General features: G+C 42.4%; 28 protein-coding genes. 13 read left to right on the top strand and 15 right to left on the bottom strand.

All coding sequences use genetic code 11. The features are described from left to right. Window positions 1–296 precede the first annotated feature (296 nt). The 5 genes from ACT3IB_RS04425 to ACT3IB_RS04405 form a co-directional block, all read right to left on the bottom strand. Window positions 297–1,289 carry a DUF6371 domain-containing protein gene (locus ACT3IB_RS04425; RefSeq protein WP_491537822.1) on the bottom strand — a complete coding sequence of 331 codons (993 nt, stop codon included), beginning with the start codon at window positions 1,287–1,289 and terminating at the stop codon, window positions 297–299. A gap of 119 nt (window positions 1,290–1,408) precedes the next feature. Continuing rightward, entirely contained in the window at window positions 1,409–2,845 is a 1,437-nt protein-coding gene (locus tag ACT3IB_RS04420) for a DNA primase family protein (protein ID WP_491537821.1), read from the bottom strand. A 256-nt stretch (window positions 2,846–3,101) separates the two neighbouring features. Next, complete coding sequence (locus ACT3IB_RS04415; RefSeq protein ID WP_142715850.1) at window positions 3,102–3,302, bottom strand: helix-turn-helix transcriptional regulator; 201 nt, start codon at window positions 3,300–3,302, stop codon at window positions 3,102–3,104. Between the two features lie 88 nt (window positions 3,303–3,390). Then, complete coding sequence (locus ACT3IB_RS04410; RefSeq protein WP_491537820.1) at window positions 3,391–4,200, bottom strand: hypothetical protein; 810 nt, start codon at window positions 4,198–4,200, stop codon at window positions 3,391–3,393. A gap of 11 nt (window positions 4,201–4,211) precedes the next feature. Next, the gene (locus tag ACT3IB_RS04405; protein ID WP_491537819.1) at window positions 4,212–5,498 is read right to left on the bottom strand and encodes a tyrosine-type recombinase/integrase; all 1,287 of its coding nucleotides are present in this window, start codon (window positions 5,496–5,498) and stop codon (window positions 4,212–4,214) included. A gap of 584 nt (window positions 5,499–6,082) precedes the next feature. On the opposite strand from ACT3IB_RS04405, the gene ACT3IB_RS04400 reads away from it, so the two are divergent. The 7 genes from ACT3IB_RS04400 to ACT3IB_RS04370 all read left to right on the top strand — a co-directional run bounded on the left by ACT3IB_RS04400 (window position 6,083) and on the right by ACT3IB_RS04370 (window position 11,096). Then, on the top strand, window positions 6,083–6,664 hold the full coding sequence (locus ACT3IB_RS04400; RefSeq protein ID WP_491537818.1) for a TetR/AcrR family transcriptional regulator: 582 nt from the start codon (window positions 6,083–6,085) through the stop codon (window positions 6,662–6,664). A 108-nt stretch (window positions 6,665–6,772) separates the two neighbouring features. Next, window positions 6,773–7,342, top strand: a complete 570-nt coding sequence (locus ACT3IB_RS04395; RefSeq protein WP_491537817.1) for a carboxymuconolactone decarboxylase family protein — start codon at window positions 6,773–6,775, stop codon at window positions 7,340–7,342. A gap of 261 nt (window positions 7,343–7,603) precedes the next feature. Beyond that, window positions 7,604–8,143, top strand: a complete 540-nt coding sequence (locus ACT3IB_RS04390; RefSeq protein ID WP_491537816.1) for a peroxiredoxin family protein — start codon at window positions 7,604–7,606, stop codon at window positions 8,141–8,143. A gap of 2 nt (window positions 8,144–8,145) precedes the next feature. Beyond that, entirely contained in the window at window positions 8,146–8,814 is a 669-nt protein-coding gene (locus ACT3IB_RS04385; protein WP_491537815.1) for a cytochrome c biogenesis CcdA family protein, read from the top strand. A 146-nt stretch (window positions 8,815–8,960) separates the two neighbouring features. Beyond that, entirely contained in the window at window positions 8,961–9,458 is a 498-nt protein-coding gene (locus tag ACT3IB_RS04380) for an RNA polymerase sigma factor (RefSeq protein WP_491537814.1), read from the top strand. Between the two features lie 2 nt (window positions 9,459–9,460). Next, a complete protein-coding gene (locus tag ACT3IB_RS04375; RefSeq protein ID WP_491537813.1) occupies window positions 9,461–10,126 on the top strand; it encodes a hypothetical protein in 666 nt (221 codons plus the stop codon). Between the two features lie 553 nt (window positions 10,127–10,679). Continuing rightward, window positions 10,680–11,096 carry a DoxX family protein gene (locus ACT3IB_RS04370; protein WP_491537812.1) on the top strand — a complete coding sequence of 139 codons (417 nt, stop codon included), beginning with the start codon at window positions 10,680–10,682 and terminating at the stop codon, window positions 11,094–11,096. 62 nt (window positions 11,097–11,158) lie between these two features. Here the strand turns inward: ACT3IB_RS04370 and ACT3IB_RS04365 are convergent, their stop codons facing one another. From ACT3IB_RS04365 to ACT3IB_RS04340, 6 genes are all read right to left on the bottom strand, one after another. After that, complete coding sequence (locus tag ACT3IB_RS04365; RefSeq protein ID WP_491537811.1) at window positions 11,159–11,842, bottom strand: haloacid dehalogenase type II; 684 nt, start codon at window positions 11,840–11,842, stop codon at window positions 11,159–11,161. Then, on the bottom strand, window positions 11,839–13,143 hold the full coding sequence (locus ACT3IB_RS04360; RefSeq protein ID WP_491537810.1) for a rhodanese-like domain-containing protein: 1,305 nt from the start codon (window positions 13,141–13,143) through the stop codon (window positions 11,839–11,841). Before ACT3IB_RS04360 ends, ACT3IB_RS04365 begins: the two co-directional genes overlap by 4 nt. A 51-nt stretch (window positions 13,144–13,194) precedes the next feature. Continuing rightward, window positions 13,195–14,139, bottom strand: coding sequence for an L-histidine N(alpha)-methyltransferase (egtD, locus tag ACT3IB_RS04355; RefSeq protein ID WP_491537809.1), 945 nt, complete (start codon window positions 14,137–14,139; stop codon window positions 13,195–13,197). 199 nt (window positions 14,140–14,338) lie between these two features. Next, a complete protein-coding gene (locus ACT3IB_RS04350) occupies window positions 14,339–15,094 on the bottom strand; it encodes a flavodoxin family protein (RefSeq protein WP_491537808.1) in 756 nt (251 codons plus the stop codon). A gap of 42 nt (window positions 15,095–15,136) precedes the next feature. After that, window positions 15,137–15,598, bottom strand: coding sequence for a DUF302 domain-containing protein (locus ACT3IB_RS04345; protein WP_491537807.1), 462 nt, complete (start codon window positions 15,596–15,598; stop codon window positions 15,137–15,139). A gap of 18 nt (window positions 15,599–15,616) precedes the next feature. Continuing rightward, on the bottom strand, window positions 15,617–16,177 hold the full coding sequence (locus tag ACT3IB_RS04340) for a peroxidase-related enzyme (protein WP_491537806.1): 561 nt from the start codon (window positions 16,175–16,177) through the stop codon (window positions 15,617–15,619). Window positions 16,178–16,359: 182 nt separating this feature from the next. On the opposite strand from ACT3IB_RS04340, the gene ACT3IB_RS04335 reads away from it, so the two are divergent. Then, on the top strand, window positions 16,360–17,724 hold the full coding sequence (locus ACT3IB_RS04335) for a sensor histidine kinase (protein WP_491537805.1): 1,365 nt from the start codon (window positions 16,360–16,362) through the stop codon (window positions 17,722–17,724). 24 nt (window positions 17,725–17,748) lie between these two features. Then, a complete protein-coding gene (locus ACT3IB_RS04330) occupies window positions 17,749–18,234 on the top strand; it encodes a hypothetical protein (protein ID WP_491537804.1) in 486 nt (161 codons plus the stop codon). 22 nt (window positions 18,235–18,256) lie between these two features. Here ACT3IB_RS04330 and ACT3IB_RS04325 read toward each other — a convergent pair whose 3' ends face one another. Together ACT3IB_RS04325 and ACT3IB_RS04320 are read right to left on the bottom strand one after the other, a co-directional pair. Continuing rightward, window positions 18,257–18,499 (bottom strand): hypothetical protein, encoded by a 243-nt coding sequence (locus ACT3IB_RS04325; protein ID WP_491537803.1) that lies wholly within the window; start codon window positions 18,497–18,499, stop codon window positions 18,257–18,259. A gap of 58 nt (window positions 18,500–18,557) precedes the next feature. Next, on the bottom strand, window positions 18,558–19,211 hold the full coding sequence (locus tag ACT3IB_RS04320) for an RNA polymerase sigma factor (protein ID WP_491537802.1): 654 nt from the start codon (window positions 19,209–19,211) through the stop codon (window positions 18,558–18,560). 43 nt (window positions 19,212–19,254) lie between these two features. Here ACT3IB_RS04320 and ACT3IB_RS04315 point away from each other — a divergent pair, with 43 nt between their 5' ends. From ACT3IB_RS04315 to ACT3IB_RS04305, 3 genes are read left to right on the top strand one after another with little or no spacing between them, the layout of a single operon-like run. Continuing rightward, complete coding sequence (locus ACT3IB_RS04315; protein ID WP_491537801.1) at window positions 19,255–20,376, top strand: DUF3179 domain-containing protein; 1,122 nt, start codon at window positions 19,255–19,257, stop codon at window positions 20,374–20,376. A 16-nt stretch (window positions 20,377–20,392) separates the two neighbouring features. Further along, a complete protein-coding gene (locus tag ACT3IB_RS04310; protein ID WP_491537800.1) occupies window positions 20,393–21,151 on the top strand; it encodes an alpha/beta hydrolase family protein in 759 nt (252 codons plus the stop codon). A 30-nt stretch (window positions 21,152–21,181) separates the two neighbouring features. Further along, complete coding sequence (locus ACT3IB_RS04305) at window positions 21,182–21,940, top strand: YiiX/YebB-like N1pC/P60 family cysteine hydrolase (RefSeq protein WP_491537799.1); 759 nt, start codon at window positions 21,182–21,184, stop codon at window positions 21,938–21,940. A gap of 6 nt (window positions 21,941–21,946) precedes the next feature. Here the strand turns inward: ACT3IB_RS04305 and ACT3IB_RS04300 are convergent, their stop codons facing one another. Next, window positions 21,947–22,156, bottom strand: a complete 210-nt coding sequence (locus ACT3IB_RS04300; protein ID WP_491537798.1) for a GDCCVxC domain-containing (seleno)protein — start codon at window positions 22,154–22,156, stop codon at window positions 21,947–21,949. Window positions 22,157–22,189: 33 nt separating this feature from the next. After that, on the bottom strand, window positions 22,190–23,560 hold the full coding sequence (locus ACT3IB_RS04295) for an FAD-containing oxidoreductase (RefSeq protein WP_491537797.1): 1,371 nt from the start codon (window positions 23,558–23,560) through the stop codon (window positions 22,190–22,192). 152 nt (window positions 23,561–23,712) lie between these two features. Between ACT3IB_RS04295 and ACT3IB_RS04290 the strand changes: the two genes are divergently transcribed. Continuing rightward, window positions 23,713–24,546: a helix-turn-helix domain-containing protein gene (locus tag ACT3IB_RS04290; RefSeq protein WP_491537796.1), complete on the top strand. Its 834-nt coding sequence runs from the start codon at window positions 23,713–23,715 to the stop codon at window positions 24,544–24,546. Window positions 24,547–24,570: the final 24 nt, after the last annotated feature.

The following is a 24,570-nucleotide window of genomic DNA, read 5'->3' as shown; positions in this document are numbered from 1 at the left end:
ATATTTCGGCATTATTCTTTGTTTACTGCCAATAATTAGAAATATAATTGCCTGGAAAAGAATCTTGTACCAATACTCCAGAATTTTATAAGAGGTTATGAGCTTGGGCCCCTTATCAAATAAGCTAAAACACCCTTTATGCATTGCTAAGAGGACTTTTAAGAGCATGGCCCCTAGCTTGTACCCCTGCTTGGCCCCAACTTGGGCCCCTGTCATTTTAATTGAAAAAAAATGGACCTGAGCAAATGGGAAGAATTACCAACAAACAATAGCTTTAGCCCAATTTTAAATAACTATCAAAGATCATCCCAGGAAGCTGGATATCCCTTTTCATTTAGTACAACTTCGATATTAGTGTTAATAGACTCTGCGGCTTTAAGAAATCCATCAACCTTATACTGAATCAAATAATCAGCCAAATCATATCCTTCTTCTTTGTCATTACTATCAGCACTTGCTTCAAGGATATCCGAAACTCCAATGTCACAAAAGTATGATAGACTTTCGGCTTTCTGTTGCCAATCCTGGTAAGCTCCTAAATCCGGAAATAGCGTCACACTTCGTCCCATCAATGACTTGCAACGTTCAGGTTTAAGATTAGACTTAGATCCTGCCGCCAGCCAAATAAATTCTGGGAAATATACGCTACTAATTATTGCTGTTTTCTCACTTTCAACAATAGCGACAGGAGTTCTTTTATCATCCGAGAGCAGATGCTCCCCAAACAAGCACTGCTGAAGATTGTAGCTATCATATAATAGACTATGTACCCAATGAATATGTGGATAAGGGTCTTTAACTCGATGGCCAGAGGTATCATATAACATTACTTTACCAGTACAGATCCTACCCCGGATATCAGTCTGCCAAAAGACCGTTGCTCCGTCCCAATGTTTGGAAGTGCCAATATGGTAGGTGTTTATGAGCTCTTGAACAACCTCTCTGCCAAAAAGCGAGTGCAGATATTGGATAAAGTGATTTTGGTTATAGCCTTTTAAACTGGCCGTAAAAAACTTTTGAGGTATGTGGTCGATACATTGGGGTTCTGCTTTTAAAACGCTTCTTTCGTGCCAATAGGAATCATCCTCTTGCCCATAGCCATTCCTGTACGGATCTCTAAAATACCCACAGCTGCTTTCCCTATCACAACGTCCATATTCATCATCAAAATACTTATCGGTTTGATAGTCTTTGTATCTAACAAACCGCTTCTTTCGGCATTGCGGACACTGGAACTTCTTACTACTCTCGTCAAGTCTGTAACGATATGTTGTAATATCCTGTCTCATAAAAAAGTTTTTTATAGAGCTGCATTTCTTGCATTTCCTACATCCAAAGGGCTTCTACACCGTCTAAGTCAAGGTACTGTGTAGCTGATGTAGCAAATGCAGGTTCAAAAGAAAAGTTTTTATTGTTGGGGTTTTCTTAGATAAACAACATTGCCAACCGATTTCCGCATCACCTTGATTCCGCTATTTTCAAGTCGCTTTTTAAATTTACTCTTCCCAACCGGGTAGTAACCATCTTCACCGCAAAACCCTTTATATTCACTAAAGATCTTTGATAGCCTTACATATAATTCAATAGACTTCACATATTCACTTTCATTCAAAAACTTCAGCACCGAATCTGACTCCATGCGATACTTTTCGTTTTGTTGCTCTACTGTTTCGCAGGATGTGAATCCTCTTTGCTTTAAAAGCCTTTGAAGTCCATCCAAGACCCAATTAAACACCCCTGAAAGCTCGTCCCGAATAATCTTAGCGGCTAACTCTTTATCCTGCTGATCTTCGGGTATGGTTTTGTCAAAAGGAACAATCATAAATCGCCGAAAAAAGGCATTGGTATGCTCAACATCGATTGGTAGCTCGTTGCAGTTAAAGATGAGCTTGGCATAATCGGTGAGTGTGAAGGGTTCGCCGTAGGGCAAGCGAGCTTCAACAGGTTCTCCCGAGACCAATTGCTTGAAAAGAGACGTCTCCATACTCCCATTGATCTCACTCGCATAATTAACCAGTCGGTTAGCTAACTTTGCCCGATAATACCCAGACTTGTCTGTTAACGACTGGAGGGTATAGGTGGAGACGTTTTCATTACCAAGGAGGGCATTGACAATCTCAAAAAACACGCTCTTGCCATTCCCACCCGGACCAAGTAGTATTAACGCTTTTTCAAGCTTAAGTGTAGATGTATTAACAAAAACATACCCAACAAACTCAGCAAGCAACTGCTGCATATCCCTATCAGGTAGTACCTCATCCAAATACTTGGTAAATCTTGGCGAAGACGCCTTATTATCATATCTGAACGGAAGTTGATATGTTAAAAAATCCGCTTGCTTGGGTGGGCGAATCTTAACCGGCACTTTGCTCGCTGGATTAATTTCAACGGTTCCATTCTTAAGGTTTACAAGAACAAGCTCGTCCGGCTTTTCTGGAGTTGGTAGATGAGCAAAACTCATAAATTGCTTGAGCAACTTTTCACGAAATTGATAGTAATGGGCATCAAATTTATTGACCCCCATTTTTCGGGCTGCTTGACCTAAGAAAGTTTCCAATTGGTCTTCCTCAAGCTGATTCCAGTAAGCACCATTGTACAAGTAGATAAAGTCATGCTTTTTGCAAAGACCCCAATTATTGTTTTCGGCCAGCTCTAATATTTTCTCAATAGTGATTACAACATAGTGCTTCTTATTGGGCTTATCGGTTCCAGCTTCCTGGTAAAAGTTCACGTCCTCTACCATGCCGAGGAGTCTTTTGAGTACTTCTTCGTGAGGCGTAGGGGAGGGTGGTTTGGCATGTTTTAGCACACCATTCTTTAATATTTCAGGTGTTAATTGCTGCATTTTAAAAAGTAGTTTTGTATTAATTTTCTTATTTCAGGCCATTCAAAGGCAGGATAATTTTCCCTTACGTATGATAGGTTTGGCTCAAATGCATTAGGCTGGTCACCTAGTTGACGATATAACTCAGCAATACTTTGGGCATCCTTATGTACGTAATCCGGGAATTCAGGTAGGCTTACCTCTTCACCATTTTTGTTGTTTGCCTCTATGGTGATGGTATTAGAGATCACACCTACCTATAGTAGATCTGACCTCATTATTCCACTAATTTATGAGTTGCTTTATTTTCGGTATTAGCTTCTATCCATTCCATGATTTCAGACTCACGGAACCCAACAGCATTTTTCGAGATCTGGACTTTTCGAGGAAAGTCAGGCTCCTTCATCCTGTCATAAAGGGTAGATAGGCCGATTCCTAATTGGTCTGCGAGTACTTGTGGGCGTATTAATTTTTCCATAACGGTCAATTACTTTTAGTGTTTTCGTTTGTAACTGACCGCATGTTACCGGTACTGCACGTAAAAGATTAAGAAGAGTAAGTACTATTCATGTACTCTTCATACCCTCGCTTATTTTTTTAATATGCCCATGAAGTCCTCTCTCTCCATAACCATGCTTGTCGGCAAACCACTTTTGAGAAACAGCATATCCTGCTACGGTAGTATGCTTAATTGTACCATCTTTATGAAAAAACCGGGGTTGTGTCTGAATAGTATCAATAACCTTCTTTAAGTCCTCAACTAACCCTTCACGAGTATTATGATGAGGCAAGTACTCTTCAGAAATCTCTTTCTTTTCCTGTTCTTTTAGATCTATATAATCCTTTAGCTCTGTAGGATAGTCTCCATCAATAATTTTATTCGTAACTGCCTTTATCCCTCTAAGATGGTAATAAGCTTGCTCATATTCCTTTCCGTAAAAAGTTATAGCTTCCAAGGCTCTGTTCGTTTTTTGCTCTTGTCCATGGTGTTGATAAGCATTGAAAACTTTATCAATCTGCCTATAATTTTGATTGATAAAATCATTTGGTTGGGAAATATGTAAGAAGTGGCCTACCTCCCATTTGATATGCTCAATGATATTTTCTACAAGCCTTACATGGTTGGATGCTACCAAATCCTCTTCTATGTTCTCTCTGTCCGATGAGGTAGTAGAATCGTGCATTTTCTCCAAATAGTATTCTATATCATCAATAAATAATTCGATCTTTTCATCTAACTCTTGGAGTCGCTGTTGGAGACCTTCTTTTATTGTCAATAACTCAGCATAAGTACCAATAAGATTGTTTGACTCATTGTAATGCTCAACATAGCGATCATATTTTTGTTGTATGATACCCCGATCAATTAAATCCATTCCTATCCCTGTTATCCTAATTTATGAATCTTTGTTTCTGCTTTCTCTCCAGATATGATGTTCCTAACTCTCCAATTCCAGCGATTTAATGCCTCAAGCTTTCTATCATTATAATTGTACCATTGGTAATGCCTGCCTGTAACTCCTTCAATCTTATGATTCATGATTTTTTGAATCACAATTTGATCAACTAGGCTTTCTTCCAATTTAGTTGCTACCGTACGCCTTAAATCATGAATCCGAAAATCTGAAATATCCGTTTCTTTTTGAATTTTCTCGTCCGTACTCTTAACACTATTTAATGGCTGACCTTTGATACGAGGTGACTCAAAAACATACTTACTATCTCCGGTAATTAGCTTTAGCTTTTCCAATATCTCTTTAACCATATCAGATAAAGGTACATCGGTCTCCTCATTATTTTTTGCCCTTTCTCCTGGTATTGTCCAAATATCCGCTAAAAAGGCTTCTTGTTTAGGCTTTCCATCTTCACCGATTCTTATGCGCTTACACGCTTTATTCCAGCTTATTTCTGCCCATTCCATAAGCATCGTTTCGGTTTTTCGCTGCCCTGTTAAAAGCAATATTTTATAATATGATTGGATCGGCTCTGGCTTCGTCTCCCAGTACTTCCACAGCTCCTTAATTTCTTCTTCGTTGTAAACACGATCCCTCACATTCTCACCTTGGTCAAATACGGGCGTATTCTCTACTGGATTTCTTTCAAGCTTTATTCCCACATTGGTTAAACCGAAATCGAAAATTTTAGATGCAGTCGACCTAATGCGATTGGCCATAGTAAATTTACCCTCTACCTGACCCTTTTGATTTAGAACCTCCCGTACATGTTGACTGGTAAATTCAGAAACAGGTATCTCACCCCAATTGTGATTGTCTATTAACTCAACATCAATATGGCGCTGATATTCAGCTTGTGTTCTTTCTGCAAGGGTAGGTAAGTGCTGTTTAGAAAAGATATCGGCAAGCTCCCTAAAAGTTAATTCGTTGGGCTTGTATCTGCGCTTCTCTTTTTCAGCCTGAGGATCTATGCCATCATTAACCTTGACCTTTAACTTCATCACCTTGGCCCTTGCATCAGCAAGACCAACAGCAGGAAATCTGCCTATAGTAAATCGTCTATTTTTACCAGCGAAACGGTATCTATATGCAAAGGTTTTAGAACCGGTTTTCGATAGTCTTAAAATTAATCCCGTCTCTTTTTTATCATAATATTCTATCGTTTTTTTCGGGGGTTTTAATCCTTCGACAAATTTATGAGTAAGCTTTTTTGAAGGCATAGCAGTTTTAAAATTAATAACCCTGTTATGTCTGACCATAAATCAGACATGCCAGGGTAGAAGTTCAGCGTTTTATTTCCTGTTACCCAAATCGAAATTTGGGTAACATTTGGGTAACAGAATACTTGGCTTGGCCCGTAAATGACCGTAACCGCCCGGGAGTAGATTACGCTATAAATTCATGATATGCAACGATTTACCGAAATATTTGTACGTGCTCGGAAACCCACGGAAATGGCTTAAATATGACTTCGGATCAGAAGGTTAGGAGTTCGAATCTTCTCGGGCGTACAATCGCATAAGCATTAGACTCGCAATGAGTTATGGACTTATGTATTTTTTATATTTGATACAGCAAGCAAACGTGCGGGAAGTCAATCTGACCATAGAGCCTTAAAAACAATTAGTAAGAAAACCAATCATCTGGTGAATACTCCACTCGAGAAGTGTTTAAGCCAAGAGAGCTGGAGTTTGAAACAAATGGGTAATAACCATTATGAATAGAGTTTTTTGAATTTGAACGTATTTGTCTAAAACTTAATTATGTTACCTCATTATGCGTTAATTGGAAAAATATATAAAGTATGCCCCGAAAAAAAGAATATGATCCAAGCGAAGTCCTTCAAAAAGCGATGTATGTATTTTGGCAAAATGGATATCGCTCTACTTCGCTTCGCATGTTAGAAAAGGAGCTGGGAATCAATCAATTTTCAATTTATTCCAGCTTTCAAAACAAGCATAATCTTTTTGTAGAAGTGCTGAAAAAGTATCGCGAACACATGCGTGAGGGAATTGTTCAAATCCTCATAAATTCAGAAGGAGATCTTAAAGATATTGAGCATTTTTATAAAGCCTTTATTGATGCTGTCCAAAATGGAGAGTCACCCAATGGATGCCTTGTTGCAAATACCGCTGCCGAGATTGGATCATCAGATAGTCAAATACATGAAGCACTTAAAGCATATTTTGGGATGATGGAAGAGGCCTTTTATGAACTCTTGAGAAAAAGTAAGGCTAAGGGGCAGTTGGACGAGGATATCGATCCGCGTGAAAAGGCAAAGTATCTCGTGACTTGTACCGAGGGGTTGTCCCTTTCTTCCAAAGTCATGGACGAGTCTGATCTCCATTTATTTATTTCATCTGTGGTAGCTTCATTGCAACGCTAATTTTTTTGGACTTGAATCTAAGTGAACGCTTAGAAAAGGACTACTGTTAATTTTTTCTTATTTCTAAGCAATCGTTTAGTAATGTCAAAAATTAAATCGATTAATACTATGAGTAATACAGAATCAATATCGCTCGAACCCGCTACACTTGATAATGCACCTGAAAGCTCGAAAGAAATACTAAAAGAAGCGAAAGGGAATCTTGGATTCATTCCCAATATGTACAAGTATATGGCTCAAAATCCATCGCTTCTGGATTCATACTACCATGCTTATAATTCTTTTCGAGAAAAAGCAGGTTTTTCTTCACAAGAACAAGAAGTGATTTTATTATCCATCAGCTATGAAAATGGGTGCCACTATTGCATGGCTGCACATAGCTTTTTAGCAGATAATGCTTCCAATGTGCCAGAAGATGTAACCCGTGCTATACGCAATGGAGACCTTGTGCCAGATACCAAATTGGCAGCCTTGAGTAAATTTGTTCGCACTATGGTAGTGAACCGTGGAGAGGTTTCCGATGAGGAACTGGCAAACTTTTTGGATGCCGGCTACGAAGAAAAACATATTCTTGGTGTGATCACCGCTATAGGCGTGAAAACGTTGTCAAATTATATGAACCACGTTACCAAAACGCCCGTCGATGATGTTTTTGAGGGACACTCATGGAGCAAATAACCTGAATTACTAGGCAAAGCCCCGGCTAAAATCCGGGGTTTTTAAAAAACTGTAAGAAGAATTGGTTACAGGGCGTCAAAATTATCATAAGCGTGGAGAAATAATTTGTTGCCATTCAAAAGTGATAGCGTATTGTTTTATATAGTTGATTTGAGAAATCATATACGCTCTCTGTTAAAAAACGACCTCAACAATTTCAACATAACTCTAATGACAACCCCTGACTAACGTCAGTAAAATAAAAGCCAAATGGTTACATCAATGAATAAATTCACAATTCTAACAGCACTTTTAGGTCTATTACTTATAACAGCTGCATGTTCATCTGAGAAATCAGATACGGCTAATCAGACACAACAAGCTGATACTAATTCGACATTGCAGGAAGCTCCTGATTTTCAGGTTACTACTATTGAAGGTGACAGCGTTAGTTTAGACCAGTCGATGGCCGAAAATAAACCCATGGTCGTCTATTTTACAGCCTCGTGGTGCCCTATTTGTGCTAAAAACTGGCCAGTCCTATCGGAAGTGTATCCCGATTACGAAGATAAGTTAAACCTTATTGCAATTGGTATTGATCCGACTGACACGAAAGACGTGATGACAAAGCTTGCCAAGGAAGAGGATTTCAAGTTTCCTACTACTTGGGGACATCCGCAGATTATGGTGGACTTTGGAGTTGAAAGTCAGGCGACAACGGTAGGGATCAACCGCGATGGGAAGATTGCCTTTCAGAAAAATAAGACGGCTCTTAGCGAACAGCAATATAGGCAGATTTTTGACCAGTTAGTTAGTCAATAATTATGGAATTTATTTACTTCTCCTTTATACAAGGGGTATTTGCTTTCTTGGCTCCCTGTGCGGTAGCATTATTGCCGGGCTATATCGTTGCCTTTATTTCACGTAACTCGCAGCACGATCTTGGGGTGAGCAGGCGGCTGTATCGAGGAATAAAATTGGCACTGTTGAGTATACTAGGAATCCTGGTGGTCTATGCCCTTGCCGGCGGTCTCATCATCGTAGCAGCGCAGGTGCTAAAGGATTACATGAAATGGATTACCATGGGAATGGGAGGTGGGTTGATCATGATGGGTTTATTCATGATTGCCGGTAAAGACTTTTCGTTTTCCATCAATATGAACAATCCTACAAATCAGACAGAAGCGGTTGAAGCTTTTATGTTTGGGGTTGCCTATGCCATTGGGGCACTGGGCTGTTTGTTTCCACTATTCCTCGTAGTCGCCACACAGGCAATGGCTGCTCCTTCGGTTTGGATGGGTGCTTCTTATATAGGGGCCTATTTTGTGGGGATCAGTGGAATGATGATTGGAGCTATTTTACTGTCCACCTTTGCAAAAAATTGGCTGATGAAATACCTGCGCAAAATCCTGCCGCACATGGAACGCATAACCGGCGGATTGCTCATCTTGGCCGGGGCGTATGTGATCTATTATCAAACTGCGCTGCTTTGAAAGTATGTTCTAATAGCCCTGAATAGATCGTGTTTCTGCATTTCGAGTCTTCCTTGGTACATTTTAAAAAAAAAGATAAAACTGTAATTCTGATCTTTAGTAGGTAACTAATACCTTAGAGCATCTAATGCTAACAAGTAGCCGATTTGAACAAAAAAAGACTTGAACAGAAGTTTATCGACCAAGTTATGGATGCACAGGGGATCATCCATAAAGTGTGTGGTATGTATTGTGATAACGTAGAGGACCGGAAAGACCTGTTTCAAGAAATCCTTATCAACTTGTGGAAATCGTATTTATCGTTTCGCGGCGACTCAAAGTTTTCAACCTGGATGTATCGCGTAAGTTTGAATGTGGCTATGCAACGGCTAAGAAAGGCAAATAAAAAGAAGGAAGATGTTACCCTACCTGTAGATTTTGATGAGATAGCGTATCCCCCTGAAGAACCTTTGCCGGAAAAAGAATTAAAAATGATGCATGCAGCCATCAACCAGTTAAGTGATGTCGAAAAAGCCATCGTGATGTTATACCTGGAAGAAAAGGGTAATGAGGAAATTGCTGAAATCATGGGCATCAGCCAGAATTATGTGCGGGTGAAGATGACGCGTATCCGGAAAAAACTTAAAAAAATGGTGGAGGCTTAACCATGGAACTTGAGCAACTAAAAACCGTGTGGAGAAAAACGACCGAGCACGAAGTTGAAGGTTACTTTGTAAGCAAGGAAGAAATTCAGCGGCTGATCGGCAAACGATCAAACACCACAATTTCTCAGATAAAACGGAAGATCAGGAATAAAGTATTGATGGCCGGCGGTATTGGGTTGCTGCTACTGGCATTTGCATCGTATGCGCTAGTCACTAAAGAACCCGTCTTCGATTTTTTTGAATTCATTTCTGACTCGAAGCCAAATATAGAGGTTGGAATTTTTTACCTGATTTTTGGGCTGGTGATTTGCTTCATATCGGTATTTAATGCATTTAGCTATCGCAAAATTCTGAATATTGAAAAACGGGAAAGCGATTTAAAGTCGTCCATAAATACTATTCTGGCGATCGTAAAAAAAGCCATGAAGGTTAAAGTATACTCAGATTCTCTCGTTGTGCCCGGCACCGTTTTGGCACTTGTAATTATTGATTTAGTACACGGAATTGGTCTATTCCCAAATGTAACTACACTTTTGCTATTCGTTTTAGGGGCAATAGCTTTTACCGCATTTTCTTATTTCATAACCAGATATAGCCAGTATAAAAGGTATGGCAGTCAAATTCGTGCCTTGGAAGAGTGTTTACAGGAGCTTGAAGAAGAGGGATAGATGAGTAAAAAGTTTCCGATACCGGCATTTTGAAATCCTACCTGAAGCAAACGTAAATTGGTTTGTAAACCGGTTTAGTAATATGGGTAGTCGTGTAGATCAGCGTTTTTGCAAAAAGTTTAAGCATGAGTGTAATTCTGAAATACTTTTCTGCAACTAACCCTGTGAACCCAAAAATATTCTAATCCAATACCCGAGAAAATGAATCTATTACAAAAGATTAAAAAGCAAACGTTTGCTCAATTAGTGGGAGGCCTGTTCATTTTGATAAGTGGCATACTCGTGATAGCAAGAATATCCGGTGTAGTCCCTGACTTTGACCTAATTAAAAATAAGTGGTCATTCTACGATAACTGGCCTTTTATTTTCCTGATAGGTGCCTTTCTGTATTGTTCCCCCAAAATTATTAGGAAGCTAAAAAACTTAAAAGGAATTTAGTTACCCATTAGCAATCAGGAGGCTAAAATTACTGCGCTGATTTAAAAGTAAGAAAGTATATCCTGCCATCATCAATAGGTATCACTCTTAACATTTAAATAATAGGGATATACATATGGATCAGCTAAATAAATTATCGGGAATAGCACACTGGTTACCACGCTTATCATTGGCGGCAATCTTTATTTTTCACGGATTTCCAAAGGTAGCCATGACAGGAGATGTAGCAGCGATGATGGGGATGCCATTTATTATGGTATTGATGCTTGGCCTTGCCGAAATAGGTGGAGCGTTGCTCATGCTTTGGGGTGGATTTGGTCCAGATTGGGCAACACGTGTATCGGGACTTCTTTTTAGTGCAATTATGATTGGCGCTATCGTGATGGTTCATGCCCAATATGGATGGAATTCGATAAATATGGGTAACAATGGTGGTCGCGGAATGGAGTTTCAGGTACTCATTATCGCTGTTTCGCTGCTTTACGCCTTTAAAGGAAATGCAATTCAACAAAAAGTAGAGGTAGCTAACTAGACCGACTTACCATACCCATCCCATACCCGATAGGGGAAGGCTGGAAATGTCTTCCCCTATTTTTATTGATTGGCTGTCAACTTCGCAGCTAACTGTGCCAAATTTGGTTCAATATAGTGCGGGTCTGGTGCCAAAGGATACAACTGTTGCCCAGGCCGGTTCAGAAAAGCCGCGTTCATTCCTGCCGACATAGCTCCCGCGACATCCCAGCCGTGAGCAGCAATAAAAAGGCAATCTTCAGGTTGCATCTCCATTTGTCGTACGGCCCATCGATATACATGCCGATCAGGCTTATATAATCCGATATCCTCGACGCTAAACTGTCGTTCAAAATAGGAGCTAATGCCGGCACTATTCAACTGTTGTTCCATCCCATCGCGCGGGGAATTGGTAAGAGCTGCTAATCGATATCCGTGGTTTTTTAACTCTTTAAGGGCTTCGGGCACTTCAGGATGAGGCGGCGCAGTGCGAATTGGTTGCAATACCTCCCGCGCGGTTGCAGCATTCATAGCAATGCCCCTTTGCTTTGCCAGCATTTGCAGCACTGCTGCTCCAATATCTCCAAAGTTGTGATATTCATCGCTGGCGTTTGCAACTAGCGAGTAATGTAGCATCATCTCAAACCAGAGCGATACGACTTCATCACCGCCCTCCAATGCCTCTGCAACAGAATTACGGACATCGGTTAGATCAAGTAGCGTTTCATTAACATCAAAAAAGAGAACCTTTCTATGATGAGTGTTCATGACAGGGATAATTTATTCTCTGGGACTTGGGTTCCGGTCTCAATGGGATTTTCAGGATCATTGCACCACTCAAACCATCCGCCATCATAGACCGAAACCTTGGGCCAGCCCATCAGCCAGGCATTCATAAAGGCCTCGCTGCCCCGCCAGCCGGTACCGCAATAAAAAGCCACATGTTTGTCGGGGGTAATCCCACCTTCTTTCCAAGCAGCTTCAATTTCCTGGTATTCCCGCATAGTGTGATCAAAATTGCGATAATTTTCCATGTGGTAGGCGTCACTTCCGCAGTTGCCGAAAATAGCGCCTGGAATTCGGCCCCTCCTTTCGATATAGTGATAGCCGCTGCGGTTACCGATAAACTCTTCCCAGCTTCGGATGCTGACCAACTCTCCCTCAGTAGATTTTAGCAGTTTCTTAGCTTCAGGGGTATCTATCATATATCGTGGGTGACCAGGAATCTCCTTCCCAAAATCCTCAATGGGAGTCGATTCATGTTCTTTAGTTGTTAGATCATAGCCCTTGGTTTCCCAGCTAGTGATCCCGCCGTTAAGTATGCGGATGTCTTCGACCCCGGCATAGAGCATGATCGCGGCACAGCGAAGTGCGCCAAGATGCCCCGCACTTTTTCCGGGAAACTTCTCCTCATTATAAACTGGTGAAGAAAAACGTCCGTAGATTACCACCATAGTATCATGACGAATGCCCAGTTGTTGGAGCGTTTCACGCAGTTCTTCAGGCGAACGACGATTCCACGTTTCGGTTGATTCCAAGCTGTTGGTATCTAGCGGAATGGCACCCGGAATATGTCCCTTGTGATAGTCTTCGATGTGATCGTAATGGGAGTGACAAACTACATAATCATCATTATCAAAGTGAGGCGGTTGTTGTCCATCAATGAGCTTTTTTACCCACTCTGGATACACCAGATGCTTAAATCGCGGTAATTGATCCAGGGGAAAGTCGGAATTGCCGGCCCATCCATCGATAAAATCGTTGTATAAATTGACATCGGAATAGCCAAGGTCAGTTAACTTGGTTGCCATTTGATTGCTCTGCTCATCATCATAACCGTACACCACAACCGGCTGTTCTTTGGTGATATTTTTTTCTTCAAGCACCTCCACCCAATCCATATACTGGGTCCATGGCAGGGGAATACTTTTGGCTCCAGGGATATGTCCGCCGCGCTGCTCGTTTTGTAGTGTCCAACCATTATAAGCAGCAATGGGCCGGATATCGATTAGGATAGCATTGGTTTCTTCAATCTTGGAAATGAGTTCTTGAGTAGAAAGTGTATTCATGAGTAATATTGGATTTGTGTAGCCTCCAGTGGCTGTTAAAAATGATGGGAATTACTTTTTCTGCAGGTATTGAATTGAAAAATAGTCGTTAGCATCGGTCCATATCTTTTCCACCGAAAACCATTTGCTTACTAAGTTGTCAAATTCTGCAATATTATATTTGTAGGAGTTTTCGGTATGGATAGATTCTCCCTTCTCAAAGGGAAACACTTTTCCTTTAATTGTTACCGTTTGATTTAAGCTGGAAATTAAATGCATTTCTATGCGCCCTTTCTCCTCGTTGTAAAATGCTTTATGTCGAAAATTGCTCAAATCAAAGTTGGCATCCAGCTTATGGTTTATGTGCCGAAGTATATTTTTGTTGAATTGTGCCGTCACTCCCTGACGATCATTATAAGCAGCTTCCAATACACTGATATCCTTTTTCAGGTCAACGCCAATTAATATAGCATCATCAGTTTCCATTAAATTCCCAATAGTCTCCAAAAATTGTTGGGCTTCACTGGGACGAAAATTGCCAATCGTCGATCCGGGATAAAATACGATTAGTTGAGTGTACGGTTGATTGATTTCCGGAAGGTCAAAAGGCTGGGTGTAATCAGTGCTAATCGGTTTGACAGTTAAATCTGGATAGCTTTTGCTCAAATTCTGGACGACCGATTCCAAAAACTGCTCCGATATTTCTACAGGTATGTATGCCGTGATACAGGAAAGGTGATCCAGAAGTAACCGAGTTTTCTTACTGCTCCCGCTGCCGAGTTCCATTAAAATCACATCATTGCCAATGGTACGGATGATATCAGGCATGTTGCTCTGCATAATATCGATTTCGGTGCTTGTGGGATAATACGCATCAAGTTCAGTAATTTTTTCAAAAAGCGCTGATCCTCGCTTATCGTAAAAGTACTTGCTGGGTAGTGACTTTTGCTCTCTTTTTAATCCATCTAAAACCTCTTCTAACATTTTCGGAGAGCTCACTGCAATTTGTTCATCCATAGAAAACCTACACCAATAATTAATGCATTTAGCGAATAAAAGACTTACATGTCATCCTGAACTTGTTTCAGGATCTCATTTGGATCTACCCACGTTGTTATAAAGTTGCATCAGTTTAGTATTTGTGAAATTCATGAGATCCCGGATCGGGGTCCGGGATGACACCGAGTATGCTTATTAAGTTTATAGTTCTTGGATACTAACGATGTTCGGGATTGGGGTGATCAAACCTGCAGCCGGCCTCCCATTCCGAACGCTGGTTGCCATGAGCTGGTATGCCACCCGCCTGGTTAAGCATGTGGGCCATGTGCATCAGGTTCCAGGTCATAAAGGTGGTGTTGCGCTGGGTGAATTCATTATCGAATCCCACGGGCCCGCCTTCTCCATCGTCGCCATAGCTCGGGCCCGGGCCTGCTTCACCAATCCAGCCGGCATCAGCTTGCGGAGGAATAACATAGCCCAAGTGCTGCAGACCGTAGAGGATGCTCATCGAGCAGTGTTTGATTCCGTCTTCATTGCCTGTGATTAGGCATCCACCCACGCGTCCATAGTAGGCATACTGGCCTTTATCATTGAGGTTGCCGGAGTAGCCATAAAGCCGCTCAATAACTTTGGTGGCTACCGAAGATTTTTCGCCCAGCCAGATCGGAGAACCAATGACCAGAATATTGGCATCCATCACCTTTTGCTGGATGCCGGGCCAATCGTCTTCCTCGAAACCATGCTCAGTCATATCGGGATAAACGCCCGGGGCAATGTTGTAGTCCACGGGACGGATGACTTCGGTGGAGACATTATTCTTTTCAAAAATGGATTGCGATACTTCGATGAGCGTTTCGGTATGCGAGTCGTTGGGATTCGGTTTGAGCGTACAGTTTAGAAAAAGGGCACTCAAATTGGAAAAATCCGTTTCGTTCTCGTCGCAAAGTTGCTCTTGTTTTTCTGATAAGGCCATGGTAATTCAGTGTTATTTAATAATATGGTTTAATAGTGTCAGTTAATTCCCTACCGCGGTTTGGGCAAACTTTTTGAGGGCGCCGCTTATCTTTTGGAGCTCTTGGTCACATCCCTTTATATTGTGTCGCTTTTTCAGGTAATCTGGAGAATTATACCCTACCTGGACCTGTCCATCTTGATCTTCCCAAATCAGCATTTTTTGCGGGAGATCAATAGCAACCGTGGGTGCGCATTGCATCAGTGGCGTACCGAGTTTCGGATTGCCAAAAATGAGTAGTGTTGTTGGCGGTAGCTCCATATCTACTGAGGCTGCGCCTTTCTGATGATCGACTTTCCTGAAGATGGTAAGTCCGTTTTCTGTCAATGCATGTTCAAGTCGGTTGGTAGTTTTTTCGACAGAGTAATTGCTTTCCAGCGTAACCATACCATCTTGGGCTATGCTTTCGCTGATAAACAACCCTGTTAAGAGTAGAAATGTTAAAAATGAAGTGATTTTCTTCATGATAGCTTGGCTCTTGAATTAATATTTATATCCTTGCATTTCTTCTTCACTAGTCTCTACGCCGAGTCCCAAGACCATGCGATTTACAAAGTTGAAATAACTGATTACCAAAACGGCATCAAGAATAGCTCGGTCTGAAAGTCCAGTATTTTTCAGAGGTTGCAGATACTTGTCCTCCTCCATCTTATCAGGATGCTTGGTTAATACTTTGGCCAACTGGCATAGCCGTTTATCCACATTGTCCAGATCCAGTTTGTTGTAATCTTCGCAGAGTTTTTCTACGCGCTCACGATCTTTCCAGTAGTGGTTTAGGGCCTGTCCGTGATGTTGTTGGCAGTACTCACAATCATTTGCTGCCGAAACGACCACCGCCATCATTTCCCGCTGCACTCTGCTTAAGGGCGATTGGCTAAACATGACCGACATATATAGATCCATGTGTGCCGTTATGGTCTCCGGGTTTAGACTCTGGATTTTATGAACCTGTGCCAGTTTGCCCCGCTTCTTTTTAAGATTCTCATAAATTTCTTTGAGTGTTCCCGTTGCATCCTCTGGTTCGATGATATCGATAAATGCCATTTGTAGTATTTTTTATAGTAAGATCGACAGAATTATCCATCCATATTCAAAGATGTACTATAAGTAAGCGTTCTTACGAAGATTGTAAAAACGGTATCCAATCTTTGATATATGGTATTTCGTAAGATTATTAGTGGGTTATTAGTCAGTGTATCTAAAAAGTAACAGATGGGGTATAGTTAATGGATGAAGATCAGCTAAAAGAGAATCGCTTTTATTTGAGCCGCAAGCTTATTGTAGTGGTGGGTATATTTATCGTTGCCGCTAGTGGACTGACGGTGCTCACTAATTTTTCTATCAATATCATTGCGGCAGCCGGGAATTATTCAACCTTACTTTCACAGTGGAACCGTCTTCACTACCAGTCTGCTATGCATGTAGAGCGATTGGCTCGAACTGGTAATCCGGAGCATTTCAAATCTTACCAAGAGATACAGGTTCAAAAGGATTCGCTACAGCGGACCGTGGACGAACTTTTTTCAGCTGATCCTGATGTGGCAGGAATATTTCAGACTTTTGATAATGAACAAATAAAACCCAACGAAATTAGCAGCCTGATTACCATCCTCGACTATTTCCACTCGTCGGATCAAGTCAGGGGGCTAAACCGCCAATGGGAAACCCTTAAAGAAGTAGAGAACCGGCAGCATACGTTGGTCAAAGAGTGGTACAGAAATATCCAAGACAAGGAGGTAAGTAAGAATCACATCCAGACAAAGCTAGAAAACTATAATGCCTTGCATGAGCAATGGACTCAGCGCAGCAAAACACTGATGGCTTCCGTCGGTGATGCGTCGGGCGTAATCAAACAGTTTGGGCTATGGATAAGCGTTATTCTGGGCATTCTGTTGGTACTGATTGGGGTAGTATTTACAGTGCGTGCAAATAAAAGCATTGGTCGATGGGAAGAGGCGTTGTATGAAAAAGATGTGTTGCTTGCTGAAATCCACCATCGCGTTAAAAATAACATGGCCGTTATTTCTGGAATGCTGGAGTTGGAAAGTATGAATGAGGGCAATGCAGATCGGGCATTGCGGGAAAGCCGTGATCGCATCAAATCCATGGCGCTGATTCATGAAAAATTGTATCAGTCAGACTCGTTTTCTGATATCGATCTGGCGGTCTATTTAGAGGAGCTTACGAAATATATCTGCAGCACGTATATAGGACATCAAATGAAGATTACCGTTGAGACTAATTTTGATGCTGTACAGTTAAATATTAACCAGGCCGTGCCGGTGGGACTTATCATCAACGAATTAATGGCTAATGCCATAGAGCACGGCTTTAAAGAAAAGGGTACAGGTACTATTACCGTTACGGTTCATGAAATTGAAGACAAGGTGCAAATCCAGATAAGTGACGATGGGGATGGGGTACCTGGAGATGTGGACTTCACCAGCTCCGATAGTACGGGATCTGCTATCGTAGGTGCCTTAATTCAACAAATAAATGGCGACTTGACGGTAGAAAATAACAAAGGGCTGAAGGTGAAAGTCCTTTTTCAAAAATCGGACGCCTCCGGGTCGAGTAATGCCTTATTCTAACGTTATCTAAAACAGGCTATGGTTATGAAGAATAGTATAAAGCGAATGTTTAACATCGCCTTAACGGGCTTTATGGCCAGCTTAGTGATGTTTCTGTTCATTTATGTAGGAACCGATGTCACAGGCATTGCGCCATTTAATGTGGCCCCATCCTATGCCTTCTTATATAACTTAGGGATAGAAGAATTGGGCTATGCTCTGCTGCTACATTTTTGTTATGGTATTTTATGGTCCTACGTCTTGGTGTACACCTTTGATGACCACCTTTCAATTATGAAGGCTATCATGTTGGCCATGGTCCTCTGGTTGTTTATGATGTTTGTGTACAGCCCGTTAATAGGCTGGGGTGTGTTTGGATTCGGCTATGCCCATCACCTGCCATTGAATCATCCGCTTTATTTGGAAGGAGCGCTTTCTTATATCCTGATAACGTTATTCGTTCACCTGGTGTACGGATGGGTACTGGGATACATAAGCAGTCGGTGGCTTGGGAGAGGGTATTCTCGGTAAGTTCTATTCTCTTATACGGTCATTACTTTCCATTTTCAAATGCTCGAAGGGCTTCGAGCAATGCCTGGTACTCTTCGCGACAACTGCCGCATTTGTCAAGGTGATCCTTGACCAACGGTTTAGCTTCTGCTGGTGATTTGCCCGCCAGTTCCAGTTCGGCAAACTCATGGAGCTCATCAAAGCAATCATCGCAGCCTATCTCATGGTCGGCCGCCATTTGAGCCGATTTAATCAGGCTTTTTAATATGTCGGGTGTTAATTTCATCTATGATTAGTGATAACTTCTTTATTTATAGCTACTGATGAGGTTAACTCCATAGTTCTTACAGTTTATTCAGCATCTCATCGGGATCGATCCCTTCAATCTCCAACTTGTTCTTAATCTTAAGTCGTGCATCGTGAACCAATTTGTAGAGCGCATTCCGATTGGTATCCATTTGCTTAACAACGACCGGAACGGGCAGTCCCTGGATCATGAGGGCATTAATGGCTCGTTTCTGTTTATCGGTGAGTTCTTCGTTGATGATGGTCATCACTTTATCGACTAAATCCGATTCGTGTAATGAACGGTCGGGGCTGATTTCATTGCCGGTCACTGTAAGGGAAAAGACTTCACGGCTGTCATCATCCGGCTTCAAATCTTCGATTGAGATATCATCATAACGCTTGAGCCGGAGTTCGGTAAGTCCTTCGCGAACGGCAATCTTCATGGCCCAGGTCAGGAGTTTGCTATCGCCACGAAAGGAGTCGATGTTGTCCAACACTTTAAGCAGTGCATCCTGTGCAACATCCTCAACAAACTGGTCGAGTTCGCGATCCACATACTTATGCAATGCCGGTTTAAGTCCCCGAATTAACTGCTGGCGAAGCAGCTTTACCGCACGCTCATCTACTGGCGGTTTGAGCGCCTCGATCCACTCTTCGTTTGTCTCGTAAGAAGCTTTCTCCTTACGACGTCTTTTAAACCAGTTAAGCATATAAAATTGCTGACTAAGATTAAGCCCGTAAATAATAAGAGCTATGCTTTCATTCAACCCCGTTCGGCTAAGTTATATAATAATCCTGTGGTTTGGAATTGCATTCATAAATGAGACGAATGCCCAAAAATTGCAGGGATGGGAAACCAATACCGAGAAGTCATTAATCAACCTTGATGAACTTAAACAAGGAGGCCCGCCTAAAGATGGTATTCCTTCTATTGATGATCCGAAATTTGTATCCATTTCGGATGCAGCTTCGTGGATATCAGCACAAGAACCGGTAATTTCAATTGAGTACGAGGACGAAGCTCGTGCTTATCCTTTGCAAATTTTAATATGGCACGAGATAGTAAATGATAACATTTGCGGTGATCCGCTGCTGGTTACTTTTTGCCCGCTCTGTTATTCGGCGCTGGTGTTTGATCGAACAGTAGATGGAGAGGTCTTGGAGTTTGGGGTTTCCGGCTTTCTGCGTCATTCCGATCTGGTGATGTTCGATCGCAAGACCGAGACTTTATGGCAACAGTTTACCGGCAAGGCTATTGTCGGTGATTATGTGGGGACGACCTTGAATCAGGTGCCAAGTCAAATTATCTCGTTTACCCAATTCCGAGAAAACTATCCCGATGGGAAAGTGTTATCTCGTGACACCGGATATGACCGAAACTATGGAGCCAACCCATACACCGGATACGACGATATTAACAATACGCCCTTATTTGGGGCGGGCAATGACGACGGGCGCCTGCCACCCATGGAGAAAGTAATAGGCGTAAGGATGGATGAACAGCAAAAAGCGTATCCTTATTCTATTACTCGAAAAGAGCACGTAATTAATGATAAGATTGCTAATACTCCGGTGCTTATTATTCATACGGATGGGGCGACCTCAGCTCTGGATGCGACCCAAATAGCAGAATCCAAAGAGTCGGGATCGACCGGCGTTTTTAAACGAACACTCAAGGGCCAAGAATTATCATTTGCAGTGAAAGATGGGAATATTGTAGATGTGCAAACAGCTTCGGTATGGACCGTAACGGGCAAAGCTGTTAAAGGTGAGTATAAGGGGCAACAGTTGGAGGCTGTTATCTTTGGAGACTATTTTGCGTTTGCCTGGCTGGTGTTTTGGCCAGAAACAGAAATTTATACTAACAATAATTAATACTAAAATTTTATCTATGGAAAGTAGAAAAATTGAATTCCCGGGAAGTCAGGGAGTAAAGTTATCAGCCCGAATTGATGAACCAGATGAGGGCAATACCAAAGGAGCAGTGTTGTTTGCTCATTGTTTTACCTGCAGCAAAAATCTGCGAGCTGTGGGACATATCAGTCGAACATTAACAGAGCACGGCATGGGGGTGTTTCGCTTTGATTTTACTGGTCTGGGCGAAAGTGAAGGCGACTTTGCTGACACCAATTTTTCATCCAATATCGATGACCTGCAAGCAGCAGCCCGGTATATGGAAAAGGAGTGGGCGGCCCCGCGAATGCTTATCGGTCACTCGTTAGGAGGAGCCGCGGTCCTTCAGGCAGCCCATCATATTTCCTCGGCTGAAGCCGTAGCCACGATTGGTGCTCCGTGTAATCCGGAGCATGTCACGCATCACCTGATGGATAAAATGGATGAGATTGAGCAAAAGGGGGAGGCCCGTGTTAAGCTGGCCGGACGTGTGTTTACGATTAAAAAACAGTTTCTGGATGATCTGAAAGAGCAGGCAATGAATAATGTAATTGAAAACCTCGACAAGCCCCTGCTCATTTTTCATTCACCCATTGATCAAACGGTAGGAATTGATAACGCTGCCCATATTTATAAGCTGGCCAAACACCCCAAAAGCTTTATCTCATTGGATGATGCTGATCACCTTCTTACCAACGAAGATGATGCCCAATACGTCGGTTCAGTAACAGCTGCCTGGGTGGACCGTTATTTATGATTTAGAAAATAACTTTTAAATAAATTCCTGATGATTCCTGTATTAAGTGGTTTAGGCTATCGATTAGCGCGGTTCCTTACTCAGCCAGACGAAGAACAGGAATCTGTAGCTACTTGTTCCAGAGAAGCCTTGGAGAAGACCTTGCAACCGGGAGATGTGTTGCTAATTGAGGGCAGCAGTCGAATTAGCATGGCCATCAAATATATCACGCAATCAACGTGGTCGCATGCTGCCATTTTTATAGGAAAAGTTGAATCAGATGGGGATTTGGGTACCAAGCCGCTGCTTATCGAAGTGGATGTTAAGGAGGGCGTTCGAACGGTACCGCTTAGCAGGTATTGTCAAAACCATACCCGGATTTGTCGTCCTGTGGGGCTAGCTCCCCAAGAGATGAAGCAGGTAATAGATTTCATGAAGGAGCGGCTGGGCTACAAATATGATTTGAAGAATATCTTTGACTTGGCTCGCTATCTTATTCAAACCCCACCGGTCCCGCAAAAATATCGTCGGCGGCTGTTGGCGTTGGGCAGCGGGGATCCTACAAAGGCCATTTGTTCTTCATTGATTGCCCAGGCGTTTCAGTCAGTAACGTATCCCATCCTGCCAAGTATTGATATTGATGAATCCAGTAGTAAGGCCGAAATAAGCTCTCAAAAAGAAATTCTTCATATTCGTCACCACAGCCTGTTTGCCCCGCGTGATTTTGATGTGTCGCCCTATTTTGAAATTGTTAAGCCCACCCTGCAGAGTAAATTTGATTATCGGAAGCTACGATGGGCCAATAGGTGACACATTTTAGCAACAATCTTTTTCTTGCTGAATAGGTGGGCACGGATGGTCTCCAAAAGAACAGAAAACACAGCAGTCTCCCTGTTTAGCTTTTAGAAGCTCACCGCAATGGGGACATTCCCAAAAATATTGACACGAATCTTCCGGCATAGTTTCTTCGGTCTGTTTCTCACAATTAGGACAGGTTATTTTAGATGTGAGTGAAATCTCATTCATAATGCATCATAGTGGTAAAATTTAAAGCTTCATTTAATCCAAAGGTTCAAGATTCTCCAGCATTGTGGGGATAAGCTCTGAAACCGTCGGGTGGATATGAACCGCATCTCGGATTGTGGTGTATGGTTCCTCGGCGTACATGATATCAATAATGGAATGGATTATTTCATCGCCTTCGATACCCAAAATAGCAGCCCCAAGTATTTTTTCGCTATCAGCATCAACAAGTATTTTCATAAAGCCCTTGGTTTCTCCTTTCTCTTTTGCCCGAGCGATGCGGCTCATCGGACGCATACCGATCAGTACATTTCTATCGGATTCCTTGGCTTGGGCTTCGGTCATTCCCACGCGACCCAAGGCGGGATCAATATACAATCCATAACACATAATGCGGTCGGACAGCCGGCGGGGATTATCATCAAATAGGTTGGCAGCTACAATTTCGAAATCATTATAGGCTGTGTGGGTGAATGCCCCTTGGCCATTGCAGTCGCCCAAGGCCCAAATATCTTCTGCGGTGGTTTGCAACTGATCATCAACTTGGATAAAGCCTCGTTCGTCGGTTTTAATCGTGGTATTTTCGAGTCCCAGATCATCGGTGTTGGGTCGGCGTCCGGTTGCCAACAGCAGGTGCGACCCTTCCACTTTAGGAGGACCCGCTTCGCAATTTACGTTCACAACCACCTGCCCGCTCTCATTAGTTCCCCCGATGCATTCGGCTCCAAACCGAAAAGTAATGCCTTCGTCTTCTAAAATATTCTGGATAGCATTTGATACGTCTTCATCCTCTTTGGGAAGCAGGTGATGGCCCTGCTCAATAATGGTAACCTCGCTGCCAAATCGGCTGAACATCTGTCCGAATTCGAGACCAATATATCCGCCACCTACGATAATCAAATGCTCAGGCACTTCATCCAGCTCCATAATGCTGGAGTTGGTAAGATAATCCACATCTTCAAACCCATCGGGAATAAACGCACGTCCGCCAACATTGATGAAAATCTTTTCGGCGGAAAGCTTCTTGTTACCCACAGAAAGAATTTTTTCATCTTCAAAGCGCGCATGTCCTTCGTACACCGTAAGGTTTTTAGTGCTTTTAAGCCAGTTCTCAACTCCTTCCGTCGACTCTTTCACAATAGCATCTTTCCGGGCTTTTACTTTCTCCATATTCACAGAAATTGATCCGTCGATCTCAACGCCGAAATCGTTCATCCTGTTAGCCATATGTGCTGCACGGGCACTGGCAACCATCGCTTTCGTGGGAGTACATCCCGTGTTTACACAAGTTCCCCCAAATTTATCACGCTCAATAACTGCTGTATTCAATCCCTCTTTGGCACAGCGGGCTGCAAGAGAAGGTCCTGCCTGTCCGGTCCCAATAACAATAGCGTCAAACTGTTCCATAGTTGATATAGTGGTCTGTTTATTTAATGGATTTCATTTCCGTAGATGGGGCTTATTCCGATATTCTTACAAACTTGTATTTCTTATCGTAAGAATGTTGAGGGTATAGCTATCTATAAGTTCGATTAAATGTAATTACTACTAAGTAGCTAATGATTAAAACCTACCGAGATACCGAGCTCGACAGCCGGATTGTGTTAGCCGATCAGGAAGCGGACCTTCATCGATTTGTAGGAGAAGATTTTTTCAGAGTGATCTGGAATCGCGGGACGAAGATGACGCTCGATATTGACGGCGAACAGCTGCCACTGGAGCGGGATCAGATGATCTGCCTTACGCCCATCCAAAACCCCAACCTATCCGACCTTGGAGGAGATTACTATGTACTCTTGTTTAATCGGGAGTTTTACTGCATCCACGAGAATGACCATGAGGTCTCCTGCGAAGGTCTGCTCTTTTGGGGATCCTCTGAACTGCCGGTAATACAGCTTGAGGAGGAACAAAAACCGAAATTCGAGTCGCTATTTCAGATACTTATTGATGAAATGGAAACGAAAGACCGAATCCAGGGAGAGATGCTGCGGATGTTGTTAAAACGTTTGATTATTAAAGGAACGCGGCTGGCCCGCAAGCAACTATTTCCCGAATCCGTGGGAACCAAACAAACAGAGCTGATCCGCCGGTTTAATATTTTGGTGGAGCAGCATTTCAGGGAATATCATCAAGTGAGTGATTACGCCGAGATGCTGTATAAATCACCGAAAACCCTGTCGAATGTATTTGCGGATGCCGGGCATAAGACGCCCCTGGAGATGATTCACTACCGCATTGCCCTCGAAGCCAAGCGTCAACTCTCCAAAACCGATAAGTTCGCCAAGGAAATTGCCTTTGAATTGGGCTTTGAAGAGCCCGCTCATTTTAGCCGTTTCTTCAAAAAAGAGACCGGCCTGTCGCCGTTGCAGTATCGCAACAAAGCTGATATGTAGGGTTTAAAAGACTCTTTAAAATAG

The organism is Fodinibius sp. GM21 (genome assembly GCF_058386955.1).
This window is presented reverse-complemented; position numbering and strand designations above follow the sequence as displayed.